This window comes from Bradyrhizobium sp. USDA 4354 (genome assembly GCF_054060315.1).
The window spans coordinates 1,787,069-1,807,686 of sequence record NZ_JBSSDC010000001.1 but is presented as its reverse complement, the minus strand read 5'-3'; the positions used below and the strand labels follow the sequence as shown (position 1 = coordinate 1,807,686).

The 20,618-nt window shown below is 65.5% G+C and carries 19 protein-coding genes; 12 read left to right on the top strand and 7 right to left on the bottom strand.

The features are described 5' to 3' along the window. Nucleotides 1-43: 43 nt before the first annotated feature. The 4 genes from ACVIIV_RS08510 (at nt 44) to ACVIIV_RS08495 (ending at nt 5,157) form a co-directional block, all read left to right on the top strand. On the top strand, nt 44-766 hold the full coding sequence (locus ACVIIV_RS08510) for an ABC transporter ATP-binding protein (protein ID WP_456743787.1): 723 nt from the start codon (nt 44-46) through the stop codon (nt 764-766). After that, nucleotides 763-3,333: an ABC transporter permease gene (locus ACVIIV_RS08505; RefSeq protein WP_456743786.1), complete on the top strand. Its 2,571-nt coding sequence runs from the start codon at nt 763-765 to the stop codon at nt 3,331-3,333. The genes ACVIIV_RS08510 and ACVIIV_RS08505 overlap by 4 nt, the downstream gene beginning before the upstream one ends. A gap of 270 nt (nt 3,334-3,603) precedes the next feature. Beyond that, complete coding sequence (locus ACVIIV_RS08500; protein WP_026312126.1) at nt 3,604-4,395, top strand: Bax inhibitor-1/YccA family protein; 792 nt, start codon at nt 3,604-3,606, stop codon at nt 4,393-4,395. Nucleotides 4,396-4,626: 231 nt separating this feature from the next. Then, complete coding sequence (locus ACVIIV_RS08495) at nt 4,627-5,157, top strand: N-acetyltransferase family protein (protein ID WP_456743785.1); 531 nt, start codon at nt 4,627-4,629, stop codon at nt 5,155-5,157. Nucleotides 5,158-5,301: 144 nt separating this feature from the next. On the opposite strand, the gene ACVIIV_RS08490 is transcribed toward ACVIIV_RS08495, so the two are convergent. From ACVIIV_RS08490 to acnA, 3 genes are all read right to left on the bottom strand, one after another. After that, nucleotides 5,302-5,673 carry a DUF2794 domain-containing protein gene (locus ACVIIV_RS08490; protein WP_456743784.1) on the bottom strand — a complete coding sequence of 124 codons (372 nt, stop codon included), beginning with the start codon at nt 5,671-5,673 and terminating at the stop codon, nt 5,302-5,304. 602 nt (nt 5,674-6,275) lie between these two features. After that, nucleotides 6,276-7,052, bottom strand: coding sequence for a DUF1223 domain-containing protein (locus tag ACVIIV_RS08485; RefSeq protein WP_456743783.1), 777 nt, complete (start codon nt 7,050-7,052; stop codon nt 6,276-6,278). Nucleotides 7,053-7,284: 232 nt separating this feature from the next. Further along, nucleotides 7,285-10,005, bottom strand: a complete 2,721-nt coding sequence (gene acnA, locus ACVIIV_RS08480) for an aconitate hydratase AcnA (RefSeq protein WP_456743782.1) — start codon at nt 10,003-10,005, stop codon at nt 7,285-7,287. 241 nt (nt 10,006-10,246) lie between these two features. Here acnA and ccmA point away from each other — a divergent pair, with 241 nt between their 5' ends. The 5 genes from ccmA (at nt 10,247) to ACVIIV_RS08455 (ending at nt 13,501) form a co-directional block, all read left to right on the top strand. After that, nucleotides 10,247-10,849, top strand: a complete 603-nt coding sequence (gene ccmA, locus ACVIIV_RS08475) for a heme ABC exporter ATP-binding protein CcmA (protein ID WP_456743781.1) — start codon at nt 10,247-10,249, stop codon at nt 10,847-10,849. A gap of 340 nt (nt 10,850-11,189) precedes the next feature. Next, nucleotides 11,190-11,858 (top strand): heme exporter protein CcmB, encoded by a 669-nt coding sequence (ccmB, locus tag ACVIIV_RS08470; RefSeq protein WP_063198473.1) that lies wholly within the window; start codon nt 11,190-11,192, stop codon nt 11,856-11,858. Between the two features lie 76 nt (nt 11,859-11,934). Continuing rightward, complete coding sequence (locus ACVIIV_RS08465) at nt 11,935-12,726, top strand: heme ABC transporter permease (RefSeq protein WP_456743780.1); 792 nt, start codon at nt 11,935-11,937, stop codon at nt 12,724-12,726. Next, nucleotides 12,723-12,908, top strand: coding sequence for a heme exporter protein CcmD (ccmD, locus tag ACVIIV_RS08460; protein ID WP_456743779.1), 186 nt, complete (start codon nt 12,723-12,725; stop codon nt 12,906-12,908). The genes ACVIIV_RS08465 and ccmD overlap by 4 nt, the downstream gene beginning before the upstream one ends. Then, nucleotides 12,905-13,501 carry a DsbE family thiol:disulfide interchange protein gene (locus ACVIIV_RS08455; protein ID WP_456743778.1) on the top strand — a complete coding sequence of 199 codons (597 nt, stop codon included), beginning with the start codon at nt 12,905-12,907 and terminating at the stop codon, nt 13,499-13,501. Before ccmD ends, ACVIIV_RS08455 begins: the two co-directional genes overlap by 4 nt. A 176-nt stretch (nt 13,502-13,677) precedes the next feature. Here ACVIIV_RS08455 and ACVIIV_RS08450 read toward each other — a convergent pair whose 3' ends face one another. Together ACVIIV_RS08450 and ftsY are read right to left on the bottom strand one after the other, a co-directional pair. Next, on the bottom strand, nt 13,678-14,280 hold the full coding sequence (locus tag ACVIIV_RS08450; protein ID WP_183249435.1) for a septation protein A: 603 nt from the start codon (nt 14,278-14,280) through the stop codon (nt 13,678-13,680). A 147-nt stretch (nt 14,281-14,427) separates the two neighbouring features. Then, nucleotides 14,428-15,375 (bottom strand): signal recognition particle-docking protein FtsY, encoded by a 948-nt coding sequence (gene ftsY, locus ACVIIV_RS08445; protein ID WP_456743777.1) that lies wholly within the window; start codon nt 15,373-15,375, stop codon nt 14,428-14,430. Between the two features lie 58 nt (nt 15,376-15,433). Between ftsY and ACVIIV_RS08440 the strand changes: the two genes are divergently transcribed. Both ACVIIV_RS08440 and ACVIIV_RS08435 read left to right on the top strand, forming a co-directional pair. Continuing rightward, the gene (locus ACVIIV_RS08440) at nt 15,434-16,135 is read left to right on the top strand and encodes an RluA family pseudouridine synthase (RefSeq protein WP_456743776.1); all 702 of its coding nucleotides are present in this window, start codon (nt 15,434-15,436) and stop codon (nt 16,133-16,135) included. Between the two features lie 112 nt (nt 16,136-16,247). Further along, nucleotides 16,248-17,357: a DUF2336 domain-containing protein gene (locus tag ACVIIV_RS08435; protein ID WP_456748687.1), complete on the top strand. Its 1,110-nt coding sequence runs from the start codon at nt 16,248-16,250 to the stop codon at nt 17,355-17,357. 79 nt (nt 17,358-17,436) lie between these two features. Here the strand turns inward: ACVIIV_RS08435 and mtaB are convergent, their stop codons facing one another. Next, nucleotides 17,437-18,690, bottom strand: a complete 1,254-nt coding sequence (gene mtaB, locus ACVIIV_RS08430; RefSeq protein WP_456743775.1) for a tRNA (N(6)-L-threonylcarbamoyladenosine(37)-C(2))-methylthiotransferase MtaB — start codon at nt 18,688-18,690, stop codon at nt 17,437-17,439. Further along, the gene (dapF, locus tag ACVIIV_RS08425; RefSeq protein WP_456743774.1) at nt 18,690-19,565 is read right to left on the bottom strand and encodes a diaminopimelate epimerase; all 876 of its coding nucleotides are present in this window, start codon (nt 19,563-19,565) and stop codon (nt 18,690-18,692) included. The genes mtaB and dapF overlap by 1 nt, the downstream gene beginning before the upstream one ends. A 256-nt stretch (nt 19,566-19,821) precedes the next feature. Here dapF and ACVIIV_RS08420 point away from each other — a divergent pair, with 256 nt between their 5' ends. After that, entirely contained in the window at nt 19,822-20,613 is a 792-nt protein-coding gene (locus ACVIIV_RS08420; RefSeq protein ID WP_456743773.1) for a GyrI-like domain-containing protein, read from the top strand. The last annotated feature ends 5 nt before the right edge of the window (nt 20,614-20,618 follow it).

Genomic DNA, 20,618 nt, shown 5'->3' with positions numbered 1-20,618 from the left:
ACGCCTCTCGACCGCGCGTGCGGAGTTGCCATATGACCGGACCATGGACACTCGCATCGAAACCTCTTCGCTCGCCGCTACCGCCGCGGACACTATCGCCATCTCCAACGTCAATCTCTCATTGGGCACGGGGGCGGCACGCGTTCACATCCTCAAGGATATCAGCATGCGGGTCGCCTCGGGCGAGACGATTGGCCTGATCGGCCCGTCAGGCTCGGGCAAATCCACGCTGCTGATGGTGATGGCGGGGCTGGAGCGCCCTGATAGCGGAGAAGTGGTGGTATCAGGCACGGCTTTCAATGCCCTCGACGAGGACGCGCTGGCGCGCTTCCGGGGTCGCCAGGTCGGCATCGTCTTCCAGTCCTTTCACCTGATCCCGACCATGACGGCGCTGGAGAACGTCGCCGTGCCGCTCGAGCTTGCCGGCAATCCGGATGCGGCAAAGCGCGCGGCGGAGGAGCTGCAATCGGTCGGCCTCGGCGACCGCCTGCACCATTATCCGACGCAGCTGTCCGGCGGCGAGCAGCAGCGCGTCGCGCTCGCGCGCGCGCTGGCGCCCGATCCCGCCATCCTCGTCGCCGACGAGCCCACCGGCAATCTCGACGAGGCGACCGGAAAGCAGATCGTCGATCTCCTGTTCAGCAAGCACGCCGAGCGCGGCATGACCTTGGTGCTGGTGACGCACGATTCCTCGCTCGCGCATCGCTGCGATCGGGTCATCCGCTTGCGCTCCGGGCGCATCGATACGCAGTCTGCACCGGCATGAGCGCTGCTGCCGAGCCATTCGCGAAGCCGAGCGGCGTCGCGCTGTCGCTGCGTTACGCCCTGCGCGAATTGCGCGGGGGCTTGCGCGGCTTCTATGTCTTCATCGCCTGCATCGCGCTCGGCGTGATGGCGATCGCCGGCGTCGGCTCGGTCTCGGCGAGTCTGAGCGATGGTCTCGCGCGCGAAGGCCGTACGCTGCTCGGCGGCGATGTCTCCTTCGTGCTGTTCCAGCGCGAGGCCAAGCCGGAAGAGGTCGCCTTCCTGCGCTCACGCGGCACCGTCTCGACCGCCGCGACCCTGCGCGGCATGGCGCGCTCGGCCGGCGGCAAGCTCGCGCTGGTCGAGATGAAGGCGGTCGACGACACCTATCCGATGCTGGGACAGATGACGCTGGCACCGCCCCTGCCAATGTCCGATTTGCTCGCCGAGCGTGACGGTGCGTTCGGCGCTGCCGCCGATCCGACGCTGCTGGCGCGGCTTTCTCTCAAGACCGGCGACCGCGTCACCATCGGCTCGGCGACCTTCCAGATCCGCTCCACCGTCGAGGCCGAGCCCGACAAGCTCGCCGGCGGCATCGGATTCGGCCCGCGCTTCCTGATCAGCGAGGCGGCCTTGCGCGCCACCGGCCTGATCCAGCCCGGCAGCCTGGTGCGCTGGGTTTACCGGGTCAAGCTGCCCGAAACCGCGAACAACGAGCGCGCTACCGAAACCTTCATCGCGGACGCCCGCACCGCCGCGCCGCAGGCCGGCTGGGAGATCCGCAGCCGCTCCAATGCCTCGCCGCAACTCGAGCGCAACATCGACCGCTTCACGCAGTTCCTGACCCTGGTCGGCCTTGCCGCGCTTCTGGTCGGCGGTGTCGGCGTTGCCAATGCCGTGAAGAGCCATATCGACCGCCGGCTCGAGGTGATCGCGGCCCTCAAGGCCGTCGGTGCGACCGGACGCGACGTCTTCGGCATTTATCTTGCGCAGGTCATTCTGCTGGCCGCGATCGGATCCGTGATCGGCCTTGCGCTCGGCGCCGCCATGCCCTTCGCCATCGTCGGCCTGTTCGGCAAGCTCTTGCCGCTGCCGGTGGTGCCGGCCGTGCATGCCGACGAGCTCGCGCTGTCCTTCGTCTATGGCCTGCTCACGGCGCTCGCCTTCGGCCTGTGGCCGCTCGGGCGCGTGCACGACGTGCCGGTGGCCGCGCTGTTCCGCGACACCATCAGCTCGGAATGGCACCGGCCGCGCGCGAGTTATCTGGGGCTCATGGGCGTGGTGATCGCGCTGCTCATCGCAGTCGTGATCGGGCTCTCCTTCGACAGGCGCATCGCTGCGGTGTTCGTGGCCTCCTCCGTCATCGTGTTCGCCTTGCTGCGCGGCATCGCCGCCCTGCTGATGACAACCGCGCGCCGGCTGCCGCGGACGCGGCTGCCGATGCTGCGGCTTGCGATCGCCAACATCCACCGGCCGGGCGCGCTGACGCCCTCGGTGGTGCTGTCGCTGGGGCTCGGGCTCGCCGTGCTCGTCACCATCACGCAGATCGACGGCAATCTGCGGCGGCAGTTCCTCGCGGCCCTGCCTGATCGCGCACCGTCGTTCTTCTTCATCGACATCCCGAGCACGCAGGCCGAGCAGTTCGACGGTTATCTGCGGCAGATCGCGCCGGGTGCCAGGATTGAGGGCGTGCCGATGCTGCGGGGGCGCATCGTTGCCGCGCGCGGGGTGCGTGCCGAGGAGCTCAAGCCCACCACGGATTCCGAATGGGTGCTGCAGAGCGACCGCGGCCTGACCTACACGGCCGAGCTGCCGAAGGGTTCCAAGGTGGTCGAGGGCGAGTGGTGGAGCGCGGACTATTCCGGCCCGCCGCTGGTCTCGATGGAGAAGAAGATCGCCGACGGGTTAGGCCTCAAGCTCGGCGACGAGGTCGTGGTCAACGTGCTCGGCCGCGACATCCCGGCGAAGATCAGCAATTTGCGCAACATCGACTGGCAGGGGCTCGGCATCAATTTCGTCCTCGTCTTCTCGCCCAACGCCTTCAAGGGCGCGCCGCACACCCATATCGCGACGCTGACGGAAACCGGCGGCGATGCCGCGGGCGACGGCAAGATCATCAAGCAGGTGGCCGACGCCTATCCGATGGTGACCAGCGTGCGCGTGCGCGAGGTGATGGAGACGGTCGGCTCGGTCGTGACCAATCTGGCGCTGGCGATCCGCGGCGCCAGCGCCGTGACCCTGATCTCGGCGATCCTGGTGCTGGGCGGCGCGCTCGCCGCCGGCCACCGTCACCGGGTCTATGATGCGGTGATCCTGAAGACGCTGGGCGCGACGCGGCTGCGGCTGCTCGGCGCCTATGCCCTCGAATACCTCCTGATCGGGCTCGCCACCGCGGTGTTCGGCGTGATCGCCGGCAGCATCGCGGCCTGGATGATCGTGACGCGGCTGATGACGCTGAGCTTCGTCTGGCAGGCCGGCAGCGCGGCCGGCGTGGTCGCGGCCGCCCTGGTCGTCACCGTCGGGCTCGGGCTCGCCGGCACGCTCCTGGCGCTGAACAAAAAGCCCGCCACAGTGTTGCGGAATTTGTGACAAATGGTAGCGGCTATCCGGGCGGGAGCGAAATCGCACGATTCCTGCGATTAACCACGTCCGCTCGGCAGGATTGTGGGCGAGGGCGACATTCGGCCGCGCGTGGACGGTTGCAGCGAATGTGTTAGTTTCCCACATATCGAATGGGTTCGGAGTCCCGATTGTTAGCCAAAATTTAGTCGGCTGGTATCGGTATCCGAGATAGAATTTGACGAACCGGCGGTATGGCGACCCTCATGCCGGACCGGACCAACCAACGGGAATTCGACCATGTCGGACCTAGACCGTAACTACGCTTCTCCTTTCGGCAGGGCCGCCGGGCGCGTTGACGCCGCGACGGTCGATGCCGGCCTGCGCGCTTACATGCTGCGCATCTACAACTACATGAGCATTGGCCTCGCCATCACGGGCCTTGCCGCGCTCGGCGTCTACATGGCCGCCGTGACGGACGTCCCCACGGCGGACGCCGTTCGCGTCGGCAAGCTGTTCCTGACGCCGTTCGGCTACGCCATGTTCGTCAGCCCGCTGAAGTGGCTGTTCATGCTCGCGCCGCTGGCGATGGTGTTCGTGATCTCGGCGGGCATCAACCGTCTCGCTCCCTCGACCGCCCAGATCCTGTTCTGGGTGTTCTCGGCGCTGATGGGCATCTCGCTGTCGTCGATCTTCCTGGTGTTCACGCACACCTCGATCGTGCGGGTGTTCTTCATCACCGCGGCGACCTTCGGTGCACTCAGCCTCTACGGCTACACCACCAAGCGTGACCTGACCGGGATGGGCTCGTTCCTGTTCATGGGCCTGATCGGCATCATCATCGCGAGCCTGGTGAACCTGTTCCTGGCCAGCTCGATGCTGCAGTTCATCGTGTCGGTGGTGGGCGTGCTGGTGTTTGCGGGCCTCACCGCCTGGGACACCCAGCGGCTGAAGAACGATTACATTTACGGCTACGCCTCAGCCGGCGGTGACATCGCAGAGCGTGCGGCCATCACCGGCGCACTGTCGCTGTACCTGAACTTCATCAACCTGTTCACGCTGCTGCTGCAGCTCCTCGGCCAGCGCGATTAAGCGATAGATCCGAGAGAACGACACGAACCCCGGCCGAGAGGCCGGGGTTTTTGTTTTGGGCAGGTGGCGTCTACAAACGCCGTCATTGCGAGCGCAGCGAAGCAATCCAGGAGTGCCTCCGCGGAGGCAGTCTGGATTGCTTCGTCGCAAGGGCTCCTCGCAATGACGGGGGATGTGGGATGCGCCGTGGCCCCCTTCCAGCCACTGCGGGAACGCTCTAATCTTCCCCTCATGTCCGCACCTGAAATCAGGCCCACCACCGAGGCCGACCTTCCTGCCATCACCGCCATCTACCAGCAGGCCGTCCGCGAAGGCACCGCGACGTTCGAGCTGGAGCCGCCCGACCTCGCCGAGATGACACGCCGCTATCGTGCGCTGATCGACGGCGGCTACCCCTATTTCGTCGCCATGCTGGACGGGCGCGTGGCCGGCTATGCCTATGCCGGCGCCTACCGGCCGCGGCCGGCCTACCGCTTCACGGTCGAGAACTCGATCTATCTCGATCCCTCTTTCCACCGCCGCGGTGTCGGCTCTCTGCTGCTCGAGCGGCTGGTTGCCGAATGCGAGGCACGCGGCTTCCGCCAGATGATCGCGGTGATCGGCGATTCCGCCAATGCCGGATCGATCGGCGTGCACACCAGGGCCGGCTTCAAGATGATCGGCACCCATCCCAATGTCGGGCTGAAATTCGGCCGCTGGCTGGACACGGTGATGATGCAGCGCGACCTCGGCGAGGGGGCAAACACGGTGCCGGGGAAGTAGGTTCATCCGTCATTCCGGGGCGATGGCAGCATCGAACCCGGAATCCATTGAACGGCACAGAAGGTGGATGAATGGATTCTCTGGTGCGCAATTGCGCACCAAAGTTCGCGACTTCGTCGCGCCCCGGATGACGACCGAGGGTCGTCACACCACCGCCAGTTTCCGATCGATCACCAGCAACACCCGCTCCAGCTCATGGCCACGGCGCAGGATCAGGCCGGTCGCCGAGATCACGCTGTACATGCCCTGCTTGCGCGCGAGCCGCGGATCCTTCTCGATGCGATAGATCGGCACTTCGGAGGCGCGGCGATACACCGAGAACACGGCGCGATCCTTCAGGAAGTCGATGGCGTAGTCGCGCCACTCGCCGTCGGCGACCATGCGGCCGTAGAGATTGAGAATGCGGTGCAGCTCGAGCCGGTTGAACGTCACCCGGTTCGGCTGCGCATTCGTAGCGGCGGGTCGCGCCGCCGCGCGCTGCTCGCTCGGATCGGCATCCTCCGACATCAGACTCATGGGAAGCGCCTCCTCATAGCCGGCAAAGACCCGCGTCCGCGAAGACCGTCCCCGGAACCGCGTTCATGACAATTGCATGATCGCGCCAACCGTTCCCTACCGCAAGGGGTTCAACCGATTGATTCGGTTGCGAGTCAGGGCACACGCAATGGTGGAACTCTGTCGCGGCAAACCGTCACGGGATCGTGCTCAAGAATCTTAGTCTCGCCGCTTTTCCGCCCAGCGCCTGCCGCCCTGCATTGCGAAAAGACTCACGTGCGTTGACCCGGTCCTTTCGGTTCCGGATTCCTCAGCCCCCAGCCCCCCGGGGTCGGACAGGATCGGGTCTGTACGCACGGCAAGGAGGGACCGACGCGAGTTGGTCCTTTTTTGTTTGTGTCGGGATGTTTCCGGCGCGACCTCTCTCCGAACATCCGCGCGAAGACTCTCTCCCCTCATCCTGAGGGCCGCGCCCTTCGCGCGGCGTCTCGAAGGATGAAGGCTGAGCTGCATCAGCGGGGCCTTTCATGGTTCTCGCGGCGATGCGCAGGATCGTCCGCCCGCGCGCAAGGGCGCGCTCCTCACCATGAGGGTCGAGAGCAGAGTGCGACGCTAGAAAAATATCAGTGCAACGACGTGTACGCCGCGCCGAGCATCGGGCCCGGCTTCTCACGGCTGCCGTCCTGGATATAGACCACCGCGCCGTCGACGCCGTCGCGCGTGAGGTTCTCGATCGGCACCGTCCAGCTTTCCGGACGGCCGGTCCAGTCGCCGACCTTGAGCAGGTTGCGCACCACGTTGTGATAGGTGACCTGCTGTCCGCGATTCTCGCCCTTGGTGATCGCGATCGGCACCGACCTGGCGATCGAGCAGATCCAGACTTCGCCGTGCGAGGCCGCGGGCTCCTTGCTTGCGGCCACCGAGACGTTGATCTGCTTGCCCGAGAGTGACATCGTCACCGGCACGCTCATCACGCCGGTGCCCTTGTCGGTCTTGCCGATCGCACTCTCGATGCCGGCACGGTCGCTGCCGATGACATGTGTGGAGCCGTTGACGACGACCTGCGGTGTATAAACTTCGCGGTCGCCGCGCATGCGCGAATAGGCACGCTGCCGTGCAGAGAAGCGCGAATCCGCCAGCGTGTCCTTCCAGCCGAGATAGTCCCAATAGTCGATCGGCATGCTCAGCGCGATGACCGAAGGATCCTTGGAGAGATCGCCGATGATCTGGTCGGCGGGCGGGCAAGACGAGCAGCCCTGCGAGGTAAACAATTCGACAACGGCACGGGGATCAGCCTCGGCGGGGCGGATGACGGCGATGATCGCACAGATGCCGAGAGCTCCCGACCAGAGGGCACCAGACCAGCGCGAAATCGGATGAGTAGCCGTCATTGTTGTCATGTCGAACGCCGCACACCATTGCTCGTGAGAAGGGAAATCTTATCGCCTGATGGTCACCGTAGTCTTACGGGGTGCGGTACGTTCGTCCGTCCAGGCAACCATCCAAGGGAGGTTTTCCGCCGGGCGGGCCCATCTGAAGCGTACCGCAAACGCGTGAAGGCGGCCTTTGATAGGCCGCCTTCATTTAGGCTTCTACTCACTTCGCAGTGAGCCATCGTTCACAAATCCGCGCTTACGCAGCGAGCTTGCGCAGCACGTAGTGCAGGATACCGCCGTTGCGGTAGTAGTCGAGCTCGTCCAGCGTATCGATGCGGCAAAGCAGCGAAACGCGCCGCAGCGAACCGTCGCCGGAGACGATCTCCGCGGTCAGCTTCTGGCGCGGCTTGAGGTCGCCGACCAGGCCGCGCAGCGTGACCTTCTCGTCGCCCTTCAGGCCCAGCGACTGCCAGGAGGTGCCTTCCTCGAAGGTCAGCGGCAGCACGCCCATACCGACCAGGTTGGAGCGGTGGATGCGCTCGAAGCTCTGGCAGATCACGGCGCGGACGCCGAGCAGACGCGTGCCCTTGGCGGCCCAGTCGCGCGAGGAGCCGTTGCCGTATTCGGCACCGGCGAACACCACCAGCGGCACCTTCTCTTCCTGATACTTCATCGCGGCGTCGTAGATCGACATCTGCTCGCCGTCGGGCCAGTGCTTGGTCAGACCGCCCTCGGGGATGTTTCCATCCGCGCCCTTCAGCATGAAATTCTTGATGCGGATGTTGGCGAAGGTGCCGCGCATCATGACTTCATGGTTGCCGCGGCGCGTGCCGTATTGGTTGAAGTCGGCCGGACGCACCTGGTGCTCGCTGAGATACTTGCCGGCGGGCGAGGTGAGCTTGATCGAACCGGCCGGCGAGATGTGGTCGGTGGTGATCTTGTCGCCGAACATGGCGAGGATGCGCGCCTCGACGATGTCGGTGACGGGCTCCGGCTCCTTCTTCATGCCATCGAAGTAAGGCGGGTTCTGCACATAGGTCGAAGACATGTTCCAGCGATAGGTCTCGCTCTCGACCGTCTTGATCTTGCGCCAGTTGGTGTCGCCCTTGAACACGTCGGCATACTTCTTCTTGAAGATCGACGCGGTCACGAACTTCTTCATGAAGGCGTTGATCTCCTTGGCCGTCGGCCAGATGTCCTTGAGGTACACCGGCTTGCCGTCCTTGCCCTCGCCGAGCGGCTCGGTGGCGAGGTTCTTGGTGACGCTGCCGGCGAGCGCATAGGCGACGACCAGCGGCGGCGAGGCCAGGTAGTTCGCCTGCACGTCCGGCGAGACGCGGCCTTCGAAGTTGCGATTGCCGGAGAGCACGGCGGCCGCGACGACGCCATTGTCGTTGATCGCCTTCGAGATCTCCTCCGGCAGCGGACCGGAATTGCCGATGCAGGTGGTGCAGCCGAAGCCGACCAGGTTGAAGCCGACCTTGTCGAGATAGGGCTGGAGACCGGAATTGGCGAGATATTCCGCGACCACCTGGCTGCCCGGGGCGAGCGAGGTCTTGACCCACGGCTTGGCCTTGAGGCCCTTCGCAGCCGCGTTGCGCGCGAGCAGGCCGGCGCCGATCAAGACGCTCGGGTTCGAGGTGTTGGTGCAGGAGGTGATGGCGGCGATCACGACGTCGCCATGGCCGATGTCGAAGTTCTTGCCTTCGACGGCGAAGCGCTTGGCCGGCTCCTCGGCCTTCTTGTACTCGCTGGCGAGCGCGAGCGAGAAACCGTCCGCGACGGTGGGCAGCGCGATGCGGCCTTCGGGACGCTTCGGGCCGGCCATCGACGGCACGACGTCGCCGAGGTCGAGCGTCAGCGTTTCCGTGAACACCGGATCGGGCGACTTGGCGGTGCGGAACAGCCCTTGCGCCTTGGCATAGGCCTGCACCAGCGCGACGCGCGCCGAGGCGCGGCCGGAGGTCTTGAGATAATCGAGCGCGGCGGCATCGACCGGGAAGAAGCCGCAGGTCGCGCCGTATTCGGGCGCCATGTTGGCGATGGTCGCCTTGTCGGCGACCGAGAGGTGGTCGAGGCCGGGGCCGAAGAACTCGACGAACTTGCCGACCACGCCGAGCTTGCGCAGCATCTGCGTCACGGTCAGCACGAGGTCGGTCGCAGTGACGCCTTCCTTCAGCGCGCCCTTCAGCTTGAAGCCGACGACATTGGGCAGCAGCATCGACAACGGCTGGCCGAGCATGCAGGCTTCCGCCTCGATGCCGCCGACACCCCAGCCGAGCACGGCGAGACCGTTGACCATGGTGGTGTGGGAATCAGTTCCGACCAGCGAATCGGGATAGGCGACCTCGAAGGTGCCGGTCTTCTTGCCGACCGTCATCTTCTCCTTCCTGGTCCAGACCGTCTGGGCCAGATATTCGAGGTTGACCTGGTGGCAGATGCCGGTGCCGGGCGGCACGACGGAGAAGTTCGAGAACGCCTTCTGGCCCCACTTCAGGAACTCGTAGCGCTCCTGGTTCTGCTTGTATTCCTCGGTGACGTTCTTGCCGAAGGCCTTGTTGTCGCCGAAGAAGTTCACGATCACGGAGTGGTCGATGACGAGATCGACCGGCACCAGCGGGTTGATCTTCTCGGCATCGCCGCCGAGCTTCTGCATCGCGTTGCGCATCGCGGCGAGGTCGACCACCGCGGGCACGCCGGTGAAATCCTGCATCAGCACGCGCGCCGGGCGGAAGGCAATCTCGTGCTCCAACGACTTCTTGCGCAGCCATTTCGAGACGGCGACGATGTCCTCTTTCTTGACCGAACGCCCGTCCTCATTGCGCAGCAGGTTCTCGAGCAGGACCTTCATCGAATAGGGAAGTTTCGAAATTCCCTTCAGACCATTCTTCTCGGCCGTAGGCAGGCTGTAATACACATAGGTCTTGGCGCCGACCTTGAGGGTCTTTTTGCATTTGAAGCTGTCGAGCGAGGTCATGTAGGAGATCCCAATTGTTAGTTATACCCGGCAGGGTATTTTAACACCGTCAGCGTGTCAGGCTGGGCCGCTTGCAGGGGCAGGTTGAGTTGCTGCATCAAGTAGTTCCGGGCTTATAGAAGCTTTCTAACCGCGCCGCCACAGCCACAATCGTGCCGCAGCAATCGCTGAGCCAAAAATTCCCATGCGCTACCCCAAGATTTCCTGAGGCCTGGCTTTGAGCGGGTTGAAACGAGACGAGATGCGGCTGGCAGGTCACGGGCTCAGATGCGTGCGGGGCGGCCGCGAGGTGTTCGCCGGCCTCGATTTCGCGGCCAACTCGGGCGAAGCCCTGGCGGTGACGGGCCGCAACGGATCGGGCAAGACCTCGCTGCTGCGGCTGATCGCGGGCCTGCTGGTCCCCGCCGGCGGGACGATCGCGCTCGACGGCGGCGATGGCGAGCTGACCTTGGCGGAGCAGTGCCACTATCTCGGCCATCGCGATGCCCTGAAGCCGGCGCTCAGCGTGGCGGAAAATCTGTCATTTTGGGCTGATTTTCTCGGCGGCGAGCGTTTTGAGGCAACTGATAGCCTCGCCAAGGTCGGCCTCGACCATGCCATCCATCTGCCCGCGGCCTTCCTCTCCGCAGGCCAGCGCCGCAGGCTCTCGCTGGCCCGGCTGCTGACCGTGCGTCGCCCGGTCTGGCTCCTAGACGAGCCAACCACCGCGCTGGATGTGGCCGGCCAGGATATGTTCGGCAGCCTGATGCGTGAGCATCTGGCCGCCGGCGGCATCATCATCGCCGCCACCCACGCACCGCTGGGGATCGAATCGCGCGAGCTGCGGATCGGGGGTATGGCGTGACGCGGCCCCACCCTCAGCTTTCCGAGCGGCGGAGCTTCGCTCCACCCGTTGCCTCCCCTCTCTTCCCGCGGGCTCCCACGCCTCTCCCGCTTGCGCTTGCGGGAGAGGCCGGCATAGGCGGCCCTTGGCCGCCGTCCCTTAAAAGCGCCGATGCTTTGCATCGGTTATGGCGCCGGGTGAGGGTTCTCTCCTCCGGGGGAGTCTTCGTTGTCGAGACACCCTCTCCCCAACCCTCCCCCGCATCCGCCTTCGCCCAGGCTTCGGCGGACAAGAGCGGGGGAGGGAGCGCACCGCCCTTGCGGTCGGCAGTGGGGGTGTTCCCAATGAATGGAAGCACCTCATGACCGCCCTCTCCGCCCTCATCCGCCGGGACATCAGGATTGCGCTTCGCGTCGGCGGCGGGGCGTTGATCGGGGTGCTGTTCTTCCTGACCGTGGTGGTGCTGATGCCGTTCGCAGTCGGTCCGGATCTGGCGCTGCTGTCGCGGCTGGGACCGGCGATCCTCTGGCTTGGCGCGCTCTTGGCGAGCCTGCTGACCCTGGACCGGCTGTTCATGGCCGACCACGAGGACGGCTCGCTCGACCTGATCACGATGAGCCGCACGCCGCTGGAACTCGCCTGCGCCGCCAAGGCGCTGGCGCATTGGCTGGCCGCCGGCCTGCCGCTGATTGTCGCAACCCCCGTGCTCGGCCTGTTGCTCAACCTCGACATGGTCGCCACGGCTGCAGTGGCGCTGACGCTGCTGGCGGGCACGCCAGCCCTGACCTTCACCGGCATGATCGGCGCGGCGCTGGCCGTGACGCTGCATCGCGGCGGATTGCTGATGGCCGTTCTCGTGCTGCCGCTGTCGATTCCCGTGCTGATTTTCGGGGTTGCGGCCTCGCAGGCGGTGATCGTCGGTCCCATGACGTTCGGCGCGCCGTTCTCGATTCTGTGCGCGTTGTCGCTGGTCAGCCTCGTGATCGGCCCGTTCGCGGCGGCGGCGAGCCTACGGCATGGACTGGACTGACCTTGACCCCGATCAACTTTCGCGACGAACTTTCGTGCTGATTGCCTGAGCGGCCCCCGGTGATTATCAGGATACCATGACGCTGATCGACCTCGCCAATCCCACGCGGTTCCTCGCGCTGACAACGCGGGTGTTGCCGTGGCTCGCGGCCGCGACTGTCATCCTGCTGACCATCGGCCTCTATCAATCCGCCTATGCACCGGACGACTATCAGCAGGGCGCGACCGTCAAGATCATGTTCATCCATGTGCCCAATGCCTGGCTGTCGATGTTCGTGTGGGGCGTGATGAGCATCGCCTCGCTGGGCACGCTGGTGTGGCGGCATCCGCTCGCCGATGTCGCGGCGAAGGCGGCCGCGCCGATCGGCGCGGCCTTCACCTTCCTCGCGCTGCTCACGGGCTCGCTGTGGGGCCGGCCGATGTGGGGCACCTATTGGGAATGGGATGCGCGGCTGACCTCGGTGCTGATCCTGTTCCTGATGTATCTCGGCCTGATGGCGTTGTGGCGCGCGGTCGACGATCCCTCGCGCGCGGCGCGCGCCGCGGCGGTGCTGACCCTGGTCGGCGCGATCAACCTGCCCATCATCAAGTTCTCGGTCGACTGGTGGAACACGCTGCACCAGCCGGCCTCGGTGATGCGCATGGGCGGCTCGGCGCTCGACAAGTCGTTCCTGATTCCGCTGCTGGTGATGGCGATCGCCTTCACGCTGCTGTTCGTCACGCTGCACCTGGCTGCGATGCGCAACGAGATCCTGCGCCGCCGTGTCCGCTCGCTGCAGATGATGCAGGCGAGTCGCATAGAATTTTCGAGCGAAGTGGCCGCCGGTTCGCGTGAAGAAAACGCGTCAAAAGAAGCTGGGGCCGCATGACGATGTCACTTGGTCCTTACGCGTCCTTCATCGTGACGTCTTACGCCGCGGCCGCGCTCGTGGTCGTGATCCTCATCGGCTGGGTCATGCTCGACTATCGCAGCCAGACGCAGCGCCTGCGCGAGTTGGAGGAGCGCGGCATCACCCGCCGGTCAGGCCGCAGCGCGACGGAGCTGCGATGAGCGATCGATCGAGCTCCGCTCCGCCGCAGCGCCGCACCCTCCTGATGGCGCTGCCGCTGATCGCCTTTCTCGGTCTTGCGCTGCTGTTCTGGTTCAGGCTCGGCAGCGGCGACCCCTCGCGAATTCCTTCGGCGCTGATCGGTCGTCCGGCGCCGCAGACGACGCTGCCGCCGCTCGAGGGCTTGCAGGCCGACAACGCGCAGGTGCCGGGGCTTGATCCCGCCGCCTTCAAGGGCAAGGTCAGCCTGGTCAACGTCTGGGCCTCCTGGTGCGTGCCGTGCCATGACGAGGCGCCGCTCCTGACCGAGCTCGCCAAGGACAAGCGCTTCCAGCTGGTCGGCATCAATTACAAGGACGCAGCCGACAATGCCCGCCGCTTCCTCGGCCGCTACGGCAACCCGTTCGGCAGCGTCGGTGTCGACGCCAACGGCCGCGCCTCGATCGAATGGGGCGTCTACGGCGTGCCGGAAACCTTCGTCGTCGGTCGCGAGGGCACCATCGTCTACAAGCTGGTAGGACCCATCACGCCGGACAATCTGCGGACGGTATTGATGCCGCAGCTGGAGAAGGCGTTGAAGGCGGCGGGAAGCTAGACTCGCGCTCTCGTGCCCCGGACGCCATCAGCGCGTTTACGCGCATCTTCGACGCGCTATGGCAGCGATCCTTCATCGATGCGCTGCAGAGCCGGGGCCCATGTCACCACAGCGTCACTTCTGGAGAGAGGCCTGGGTCCCGGCTCGCGCTTCGCGCGTCCGGGACACGAGACCGACTACCCTTTCCTGACATCCCCCGCCTCGGCCTCGCTGGTCTCCAGCGAGACCGGCTCGAGGTGGTAGCGTTTGGTCAGCGGCATCTGGGCGATGGCGAAGATCATCGTGATCGGGGTGACGCCGAACACCTTGAAGTTCACCCAGAAATCCGTGCTCTGGGTGCGCCAGACGATCTCGTTCAGCACGGCCATGCCGGCGAAGAACAGCGCCCAGCGCAGCGTGAGGATGCGCCAGCCCTGCGGCGTCAGGTTGAACATCTGGTCGAACATCACGGCGATGAAGGAGCGGCCGAACAAGAGGCCGCCGCCGAGGATCGCGGCGAACAGACCGTAGATGATGGTCGGCTTGACCTTGATGAAGGTCTCGTCGTGCAGCACCAGCGTCAGCGTGCCGAACACCAGCACGATCACGCCCGTCACGATCGCCATGATCGGGATGTGGCGCGTCACCACATAGGAGGCGGCCATCGCCGCCACGATCGCAACCATGAAGGCGCCGGTGGCGGCGAACAGGTTGAACTTCGCGTTGACGAAGAAGAACACGAGCAGCGGACCGAGCTCGGTCGCAAGCTTGAACAGCGGATGCGGCTGGGTCTTGTCCATTCTCTAACCTTTGTTGTGGTCATCCCCCGCCTTGTGCGCAATTGCGCACTGGGGCGGGGATTCCAGTATTCCAGAGACAGCTCGGCTTGAACCGAGAAGGCGCGGCGTACTGGATGCCCCCGGTCAAGCCGGGGCATGACAAAAAACCTATGACTCGATTCCGGCGATGGCGCGGGCGAAGTCGCGCGCGGTGAAGGGGGCGAGATCGTCGACGCCTTCGCCGACGCCGATGAAATGCACCGGCAGTTTGAATTTTTCCGCGAGCGCCACCAGGATGCCGCCGCGCGCGGTGCCGTCGAGCTTGGTCATCACGAGGCCGGTGACACCGGCGGTGCGATGGAAGGCCTCGACCTGCGACAGCGCGTTCTGCCCGACGGTGGCATCGAGCACCAGCAGCACCGCATGCGGCGCGGTCGCATCCACCTTGCGGATGACACGCACGACCTTTTCGAGCTCGTTCATCAGCTCAGCCTTGTTCTGCAGGCGGCCGGCGGTGTCGATCAGCAGCACGTCGATGTTCTGCTCTTTCGCCGCGGTGAGTGCGCTGAAGGCGAGGCTCGCCGAATCCGAGCCCTGCGCGCCGGCGATGACCGGCGTCCTGGTCCGCTCGCCCCAGACCTTGAGCTGCTCGATCGCGGCGGCGCGAAACGTGTCACCGGCGGCCAGCATCACCTTGCGGCCTTCGGATGCGAATTTCTGCGAGAGCTTTCCGATGGTGGTGGTCTTGCCGGAGCCGTTGACGCCGACGACGAGAATGACGAACGGCTTCTTGGCCGTGTCGATCTCGAGCGGTTTTGCCACCGGCGCCAGCACCTTCTCGACCTCGGTCGCGACGACGTCCTTGACCTCGTCCGCCGAGATCGCCTTGTCGTAGCGGCCCGCGCCGACGGCGTCGGCAATGCGCACCGAGACCTGCGTGCCGAGGTCGGCGCGCAGGAGCACGTCTTCGATGTCGTCGAGCATGGCGCGGTCAAGCTTGCGCTTGGTGACGAGGTCCGCGACTGCGGTCCCCAGCGAGGACGAGGTGCGCTTCAGCCCGTTGGACAGGCGGCGCCACCAGCTCAGTTTGGGGGTGTCGGAGGTGGTATCGTTCATGGTGGCGTGTTAGCCGTTCCGGCCCGTAAACGAAAGTCTTGACCGAAAGTCGTTATCCTTGCTCGATGTTCCCGAATTGACATCAGACGAAATCCTGGCGCGCGTGCTCCATCGCGACGGGCTGATGCTCATCATCGACAAGCCGGCCGGCCTGCCGGTGCATCGCGGCCCCAAGGGCGGGCCGAACCTCGAGGATTCCTTCGATGCGCTCCGCTTCGGCCTGCCGCGGCCGCCGGTGCTGGCCCACCGGCTGGACAAGGACACCTCCGGCTGCCTCGTGCTCGGCCGCCACCGCAAGGCAACGGCTTCGCTCGGCCTGCTGTTCAAGCACGGCAAGATCGGCAAGACCTACTGGACCGTGGTCGAGGGCGGCCCCACTGAGGACGAAGGTACCATCGACATGCCGCTCGGGCGGCTCAATGCCGAGCGCGGCTGGTGGCAGAAGCCCGATCCGGAAGGGCAGAAGGCGATCACCCACTGGAAAGTGATGGGGCGGGGCGACGGTTTCACCTGGCTCGCCATGGAACCCGTCACCGGCCGGACCCATCAATTGCGGGTGCATTCGGCCGCGACCGGCTGGCCGATCTTCGGCGATAACATTTACGGCAACGGCCCCCGTTTCGGCGAGCCGCGCCTGCATTTGCATTCCCGCGAGATCGTGGTGCCGATCTCCCGGAACAAGGAGCCGGTCCGCGTGGTGGCCCCGGCCCCGCCGCATATGTACGAGAAGCTCGGGGCTTGCGGCTGGAACGGGGAGTAGGCGCCGTCTTTGCCCGATCCGAGCATGGTTTACGAAACCTTCAGCGCTCGCCTCTAATGATAACGGTTGCTTAGAAAAAGCTACCGTAACCGCTCAGGACGAGCCGCGCGTGATGACCAAGGCCGGGCTATCGATCATCGACGAGGTCGAATCCGCGATTCGAGCAGGCTCACCGGAAAAGGGGCTGGAGACCGCCCGGCGCGTCACCGACCTGTTCCTGTCTTCCGCCGGCCGCTTTGACGACGAGCAGATCGCGCTGTTCGACGACGTGCTCGAGCGCCTGATCGTCACCATCGAGCTGCGCGCGATCGCCGATGTGGCAGCACGCGTGGCGCTGGCCGAGATCAGCGCGCAGCTGGCGCCGATCGCGCAGGCGCCGCCCTCCGTGATCCGCCGCCTCGCCAGCAATGACGAGATCCGCATCGCCGGCCCCGTGCTGCAGGAATCCGCCCGCCTCGACGACGGCGAGCTGGTGAAGATCGCCTCGACCAAGGGCGAGCCGCATCTGCTCGCGGTCGCGGGCCGCTGGTGGCTGAAGGAGATCGTCACCGACGCGCTGCTGACGCGCCGCTATCCCAGCGTCAGCCGGCGGCTCGCCGCCAATCCCGGCGCGCGCGTCTCCGGAGGCGGATTTGCCATCATCGTCGCGCAGGCCGAAAGCGATCCCGAGCTCGCCGTGAGCGTCGGCGTCCGCGTCGATCTGCCGTCGGATCTGCGCCGCCAGCTGCTGCGCTCGGCGACGGACGCGGTGCGCACGCGCCTGTTATCGCGCGCGCCGCCGCATCTGTTCGAGGAAGTCCAGAGCGCAATCGCCGCCGTCACCATCGGTGTCGAGCGTGAGATGTCGGGCGTGCGCGATTTCGAAGGCGCCAAGCGCGCGATTGCGGCGCTCAAGGCGACCGGCCAGCTCGATGAGGCGATGCTGTTCGGCTTTGCCAAACAGCGGCGCTATGAGGAGACGGCGGCGGCGCTGGCGGTGCTGTCCGGGTCGACAGTCGAGGTGATTCGTCCGCTGATGCAGAGTCTGCGCGAGGACGGTCTGCTGGTGCCGTGCAAGGCCGCGCAGCTCAGCTGGGAGACGACCGTGGCCGTGCTCGAAAGCCGTTTTGCAACGGGTGCGATGAAGCCGGCGGACACCGCCAGGGCGCAGGGGAATTACGCGAGAATGACGGCGGAGAACGCAAAGCGGACGCTGCGATTCTGGCAAGTGCGGGCGTTGTAGGGGCGCGCCACCCGCGGTGTCATCCCTGCGTGCGCAGGGACGACATTGGGGATGCAACGCGCCGCAACTCCGACACCGACTACGTGGTGAGCCGCTCGCCATCAATGGCGGCAATCACCCGTGGCACGATGCTCCCGACACGCTCGCCCGTAATCGCCACCGGCAGATAGTGCTCGGTGCGCCCCTGCTCCTCGCTCTCGATCAGCACATCGCGCGTTGCGCCGACTTCGGCCTGCAGCCGCCGCCGCAATGCCGCTTCGCCAGCCGCCCGCAGCCGTTTCGCGCGGTCCTTGATGATCGGCCCCGCCACCTGTGGCATGCGTGCGGCCGGCGTACCGAGCCGTGGCGAATAGGGGAAGACGTGCAGGAATGTCAGGCCGCATTCTTCGACCAGATCGAGCGAGCGCGAAAACATCTCCTCCGTCTCGGTCGGGAAGCCCGCGATGATATCGGCGCCGAAGGCGATATCGGGGCGCAGGCGGCGAACCCGGTCGCAAAACGCGATCGCATCTTGCCGCGAATGCCGCCGCTTCATGCGCTTCAGGATCATGTCGTCGCCCGACTGCAGCGACAGGTGCAGATGCGGCATCAGCCGCGCGTCTTCGGCGATGGCATCGAGCAGATCGTCATCCGCCTCGATCGAATCGATCGAGGAGATGCGCAAGCGTTTCAAGTCCGGCACGTGCCGCAAGATCTGCCTGGTCAACATGCCGAGCTTCGGCGCGCCCGGCAGGTCCGTGCCGTAGCTGGTGAGATCGACGCCGGTCAGCACGATCTCGGCATGGCCGCGTTCGACCAGCGCCCGCACTTGATCGACCACTGCGCCCATCGGCACCGAGCGTGAATTGCCGCGGCCGAATGGGATGATGCAGAAGGTGCAGCGATGGTCGCAGCCGTTCTGCACCTGCACGAACACGCGCGGCAGACCGCTCGCATAGCCATCGACGAGATGCGGCGCCATCTCCTTCACCGCCATGATGTCGCTGACGGCGATCTTTTCGTTGGCACCGATGTCGAAGGCATCGCGTGCCTGGCGCCATGCTTCGTCGCGCATCTTGTCGTCATTGCCGACGACACGATCGACCTCGGCCATGTCGGCAAACATCGCGGCTTGCGTCTGCGCCGCGCAGCCGGTGACCACGATGCGCGCCTCGGGGCGCTCGCGCTTCAGCTTGCGGATCGACTGGCGCGCCTGCGCCACCGCCTCGTTGGTGACGGCGCAGCTGTTGATGACGATGGTGTCGGAAAGGCCCGCGCCCTCCGCTTTGGTGCGGATCACCTCGGCCTCGAAGGCGTTGAGGCGGCAGCCGAAGGTGACGATATCGACAGCCATCAAGCCACCGGCGCGAACAGCGCCGGATCGAAATGGCCCTCATATTCGAAGGTCGCCGTGCCCGTCATCAGCACGTGGTCGTCGCGCTCGCGCCATTCGATGCCGAGCTTGCCGCCGGGCAATGTGATCTCGACCTTGCGCTCGGCGCGCTTCAGCCGCGCCGCGGCGACCGCCGTGGCGCAGGCCGCCGACCCGCACGCCTTGGTCAGGCCTGCGCCGCGTTCCCAGGTGCGGATCGTGATGTGCTGGGGATCGACGACATGAGCGAGCGTGATGTTGGCACGCTCCGGAAAGATCGGATGGTTTTCCAGCAGCGGGCCGAAGCGCCCGAGATCATAGGCGTTGACGTCCTCGACCCAGAACACCGCATGAGGATTGCCCATGCTCACCACGGAGGGCGAATGCAGGATCGGATTGTCGATCGGCCCGATCTGCAATTCGATGTAGCGGGTGTCGCGAAACTCTTCCGCCAGCGGAATATCCTCCCAGCCGAATTTTGGCGCGCCCATATCGACGGTGTAGAGGTCGGCCGCGGGACCCTGCCAGGCATTGAGCAGGCCGGCGGCCGTCTCGAAGGTTGCGGTGGTCTGCCCGGTCTTCTCGAAGATGCGGCGCACGACGCAGCGCATGCCGTTGCCGCAGGCGCCGGCCTCCGAGCCGTCATTGTTGTAGATGCTGATGAAGGCTTCGGTGCCGTCGAGCCGCGGCTTCTGCAGCACCATGAGCTGGTCGTAGGCCACGCCGGCCTGCGCGGACGCCACGGCGCGGGCGTCGTCCGGCGTGACCCGGCCTGCGGAATCACGCATGTCGACAACGACGATCTCGTTGCCGATGCCGTTCATCTTGGCAAATGCGTGGTTGGCCAGCGCGCTCATGAAAATTCCCGAATTTCGCCTGCCTTATATGGCGATCCTCGGCCGCTTGGCCAGTGATTTGCCACCGCGAGCGGGACATCGGCCAAGGTGCCTGCCATGACGCATCTGTCATGGGACGAATTCGGCACTCGCGTGTTAGAACGGCGCGGTTCGCGCAAGCCGGGACGCGCGGCCGGGCTAAAAGCCGGATTAGGCCTTGGTGGGCAAGGTCTTGATGCCCAAGGTCTTGGGGAGAATAAGTCTTGGGGAGAATAAAATGATCAGGTTTCGTCGTCTCGCTCTGGCCGCGCTGATCCCGGCAGCGGTCTTGTCGCTTGGCTTGTCATTTGGCCTGCCCGAAGTTCTGGCGCAAACCCCGAGCCCGGCGCCCGCCGCGTCGGTTAGCCCCTCGCCAGCCCCCTCCGCCGCGCCCTCCCCGGCGGCAAGCGCCTCGCCCGCACCCGTGCCCGCCCCCTTGGCAACACCCTCGCCAGCGGCCAGCGCCTCACCCGCTCCTTCAGCATCGCCATCACCCGCGGCCAGTGCCTCGCCCAGCCCGACGGCCCCACCGCCCGCCGCGGCCGCCACTCCAGCCCCGGTGCAGACTGCGGATCCCTTCGGCCTCGAGACCACGCTCGAGCCGAAGAAGGTCGTGATGGTCAAGGGCACTGCCAATTGGGACTCGGCCTTCGACACGCTGATCAATGCCTTCAAGGCGTTGAACACGCTGCTGGACAAGCAGGGCATCAAGCCATCTGGCAATTCGATGATCGTCTACACCTCGACCGACGACACCGGCTTCACCTTCCTTGCCGAGATCCCGGTCGATCAGGATCCCAAGAACTTGCCCAAGGACATGAGCATCGGCAAATCGCCTGAAGGCAAGGCGCTGAAATTCGTCCATCGCGGCTCCTACGACAACATGGACAACACCTATGAGGCGATCACCAATCACCTCGACGACAAGAGGCTGGAAGCCAAGGACACCTTCATCGAGGAGTACCTCACCGATCCCCTGAAGACGGCCGAGGACAAGCTCGTGATCAACGTTTTCGTACCGCTGAAGTGAGACTG

What these genes read in the sequence shown, in the direction of transcription:
- ACVIIV_RS08455 (WP_456743778.1), top strand. Translation starts at nt 12,905, where the DNA reads ATGAGCGATCGATCGAGCTCCGCTCCGCCGCAGCGCCGCACCCTCCTG.
- ccmA (WP_456743781.1), top strand. Translation starts at nt 10,247, where the DNA reads ATGCGGCTGGCAGGTCACGGGCTCAGATGCGTGCGGGGCGGCCGCGAG.
- ACVIIV_RS08510 (WP_456743787.1), top strand. Translation starts at nt 44, where the DNA reads ATGGACACTCGCATCGAAACCTCTTCGCTCGCCGCTACCGCCGCGGAC.
- ACVIIV_RS08490 (WP_456743784.1), bottom strand. Translation starts at nt 5,673, where the DNA reads ATGAGTCTGATGTCGGAGGATGCCGATCCGAGCGAGCAGCGCGCGGCG.
- ACVIIV_RS08485 (WP_456743783.1), bottom strand. Translation starts at nt 7,052, where the DNA reads ATGACAACAATGACGGCTACTCATCCGATTTCGCGCTGGTCTGGTGCC.
- ACVIIV_RS08500 (WP_026312126.1), top strand. Translation starts at nt 3,604, where the DNA reads ATGTCGGACCTAGACCGTAACTACGCTTCTCCTTTCGGCAGGGCCGCC.
- ccmD (WP_456743779.1), top strand. Translation starts at nt 12,723, where the DNA reads ATGACGATGTCACTTGGTCCTTACGCGTCCTTCATCGTGACGTCTTAC.
- ACVIIV_RS08450 (WP_183249435.1), bottom strand. Translation starts at nt 14,280, where the DNA reads ATGGACAAGACCCAGCCGCATCCGCTGTTCAAGCTTGCGACCGAGCTC.
- ACVIIV_RS08435 (WP_456748687.1), top strand. Translation starts at nt 16,248, where the DNA reads ATGACCAAGGCCGGGCTATCGATCATCGACGAGGTCGAATCCGCGATT.
- mtaB (WP_456743775.1), bottom strand. Translation starts at nt 18,690, where the DNA reads ATGGCTGTCGATATCGTCACCTTCGGCTGCCGCCTCAACGCCTTCGAG.
- ACVIIV_RS08495 (WP_456743785.1), top strand. Translation starts at nt 4,627, where the DNA reads ATGTCCGCACCTGAAATCAGGCCCACCACCGAGGCCGACCTTCCTGCC.
- ftsY (WP_456743777.1), bottom strand. Translation starts at nt 15,375, where the DNA reads ATGAACGATACCACCTCCGACACCCCCAAACTGAGCTGGTGGCGCCGC.
- ccmB (WP_063198473.1), top strand. Translation starts at nt 11,190, where the DNA reads ATGACCGCCCTCTCCGCCCTCATCCGCCGGGACATCAGGATTGCGCTT.
- dapF (WP_456743774.1), bottom strand. Translation starts at nt 19,565, where the DNA reads ATGAGCGCGCTGGCCAACCACGCATTTGCCAAGATGAACGGCATCGGC.
- ACVIIV_RS08465 (WP_456743780.1), top strand. Translation starts at nt 11,935, where the DNA reads ATGACGCTGATCGACCTCGCCAATCCCACGCGGTTCCTCGCGCTGACA.
- ACVIIV_RS08505 (WP_456743786.1), top strand. Translation starts at nt 763, where the DNA reads ATGAGCGCTGCTGCCGAGCCATTCGCGAAGCCGAGCGGCGTCGCGCTG.
- acnA (WP_456743782.1), bottom strand. Translation starts at nt 10,005, where the DNA reads ATGACCTCGCTCGACAGCTTCAAATGCAAAAAGACCCTCAAGGTCGGC.
- ACVIIV_RS08420 (WP_456743773.1), top strand. Translation starts at nt 19,822, where the DNA reads ATGATCAGGTTTCGTCGTCTCGCTCTGGCCGCGCTGATCCCGGCAGCG.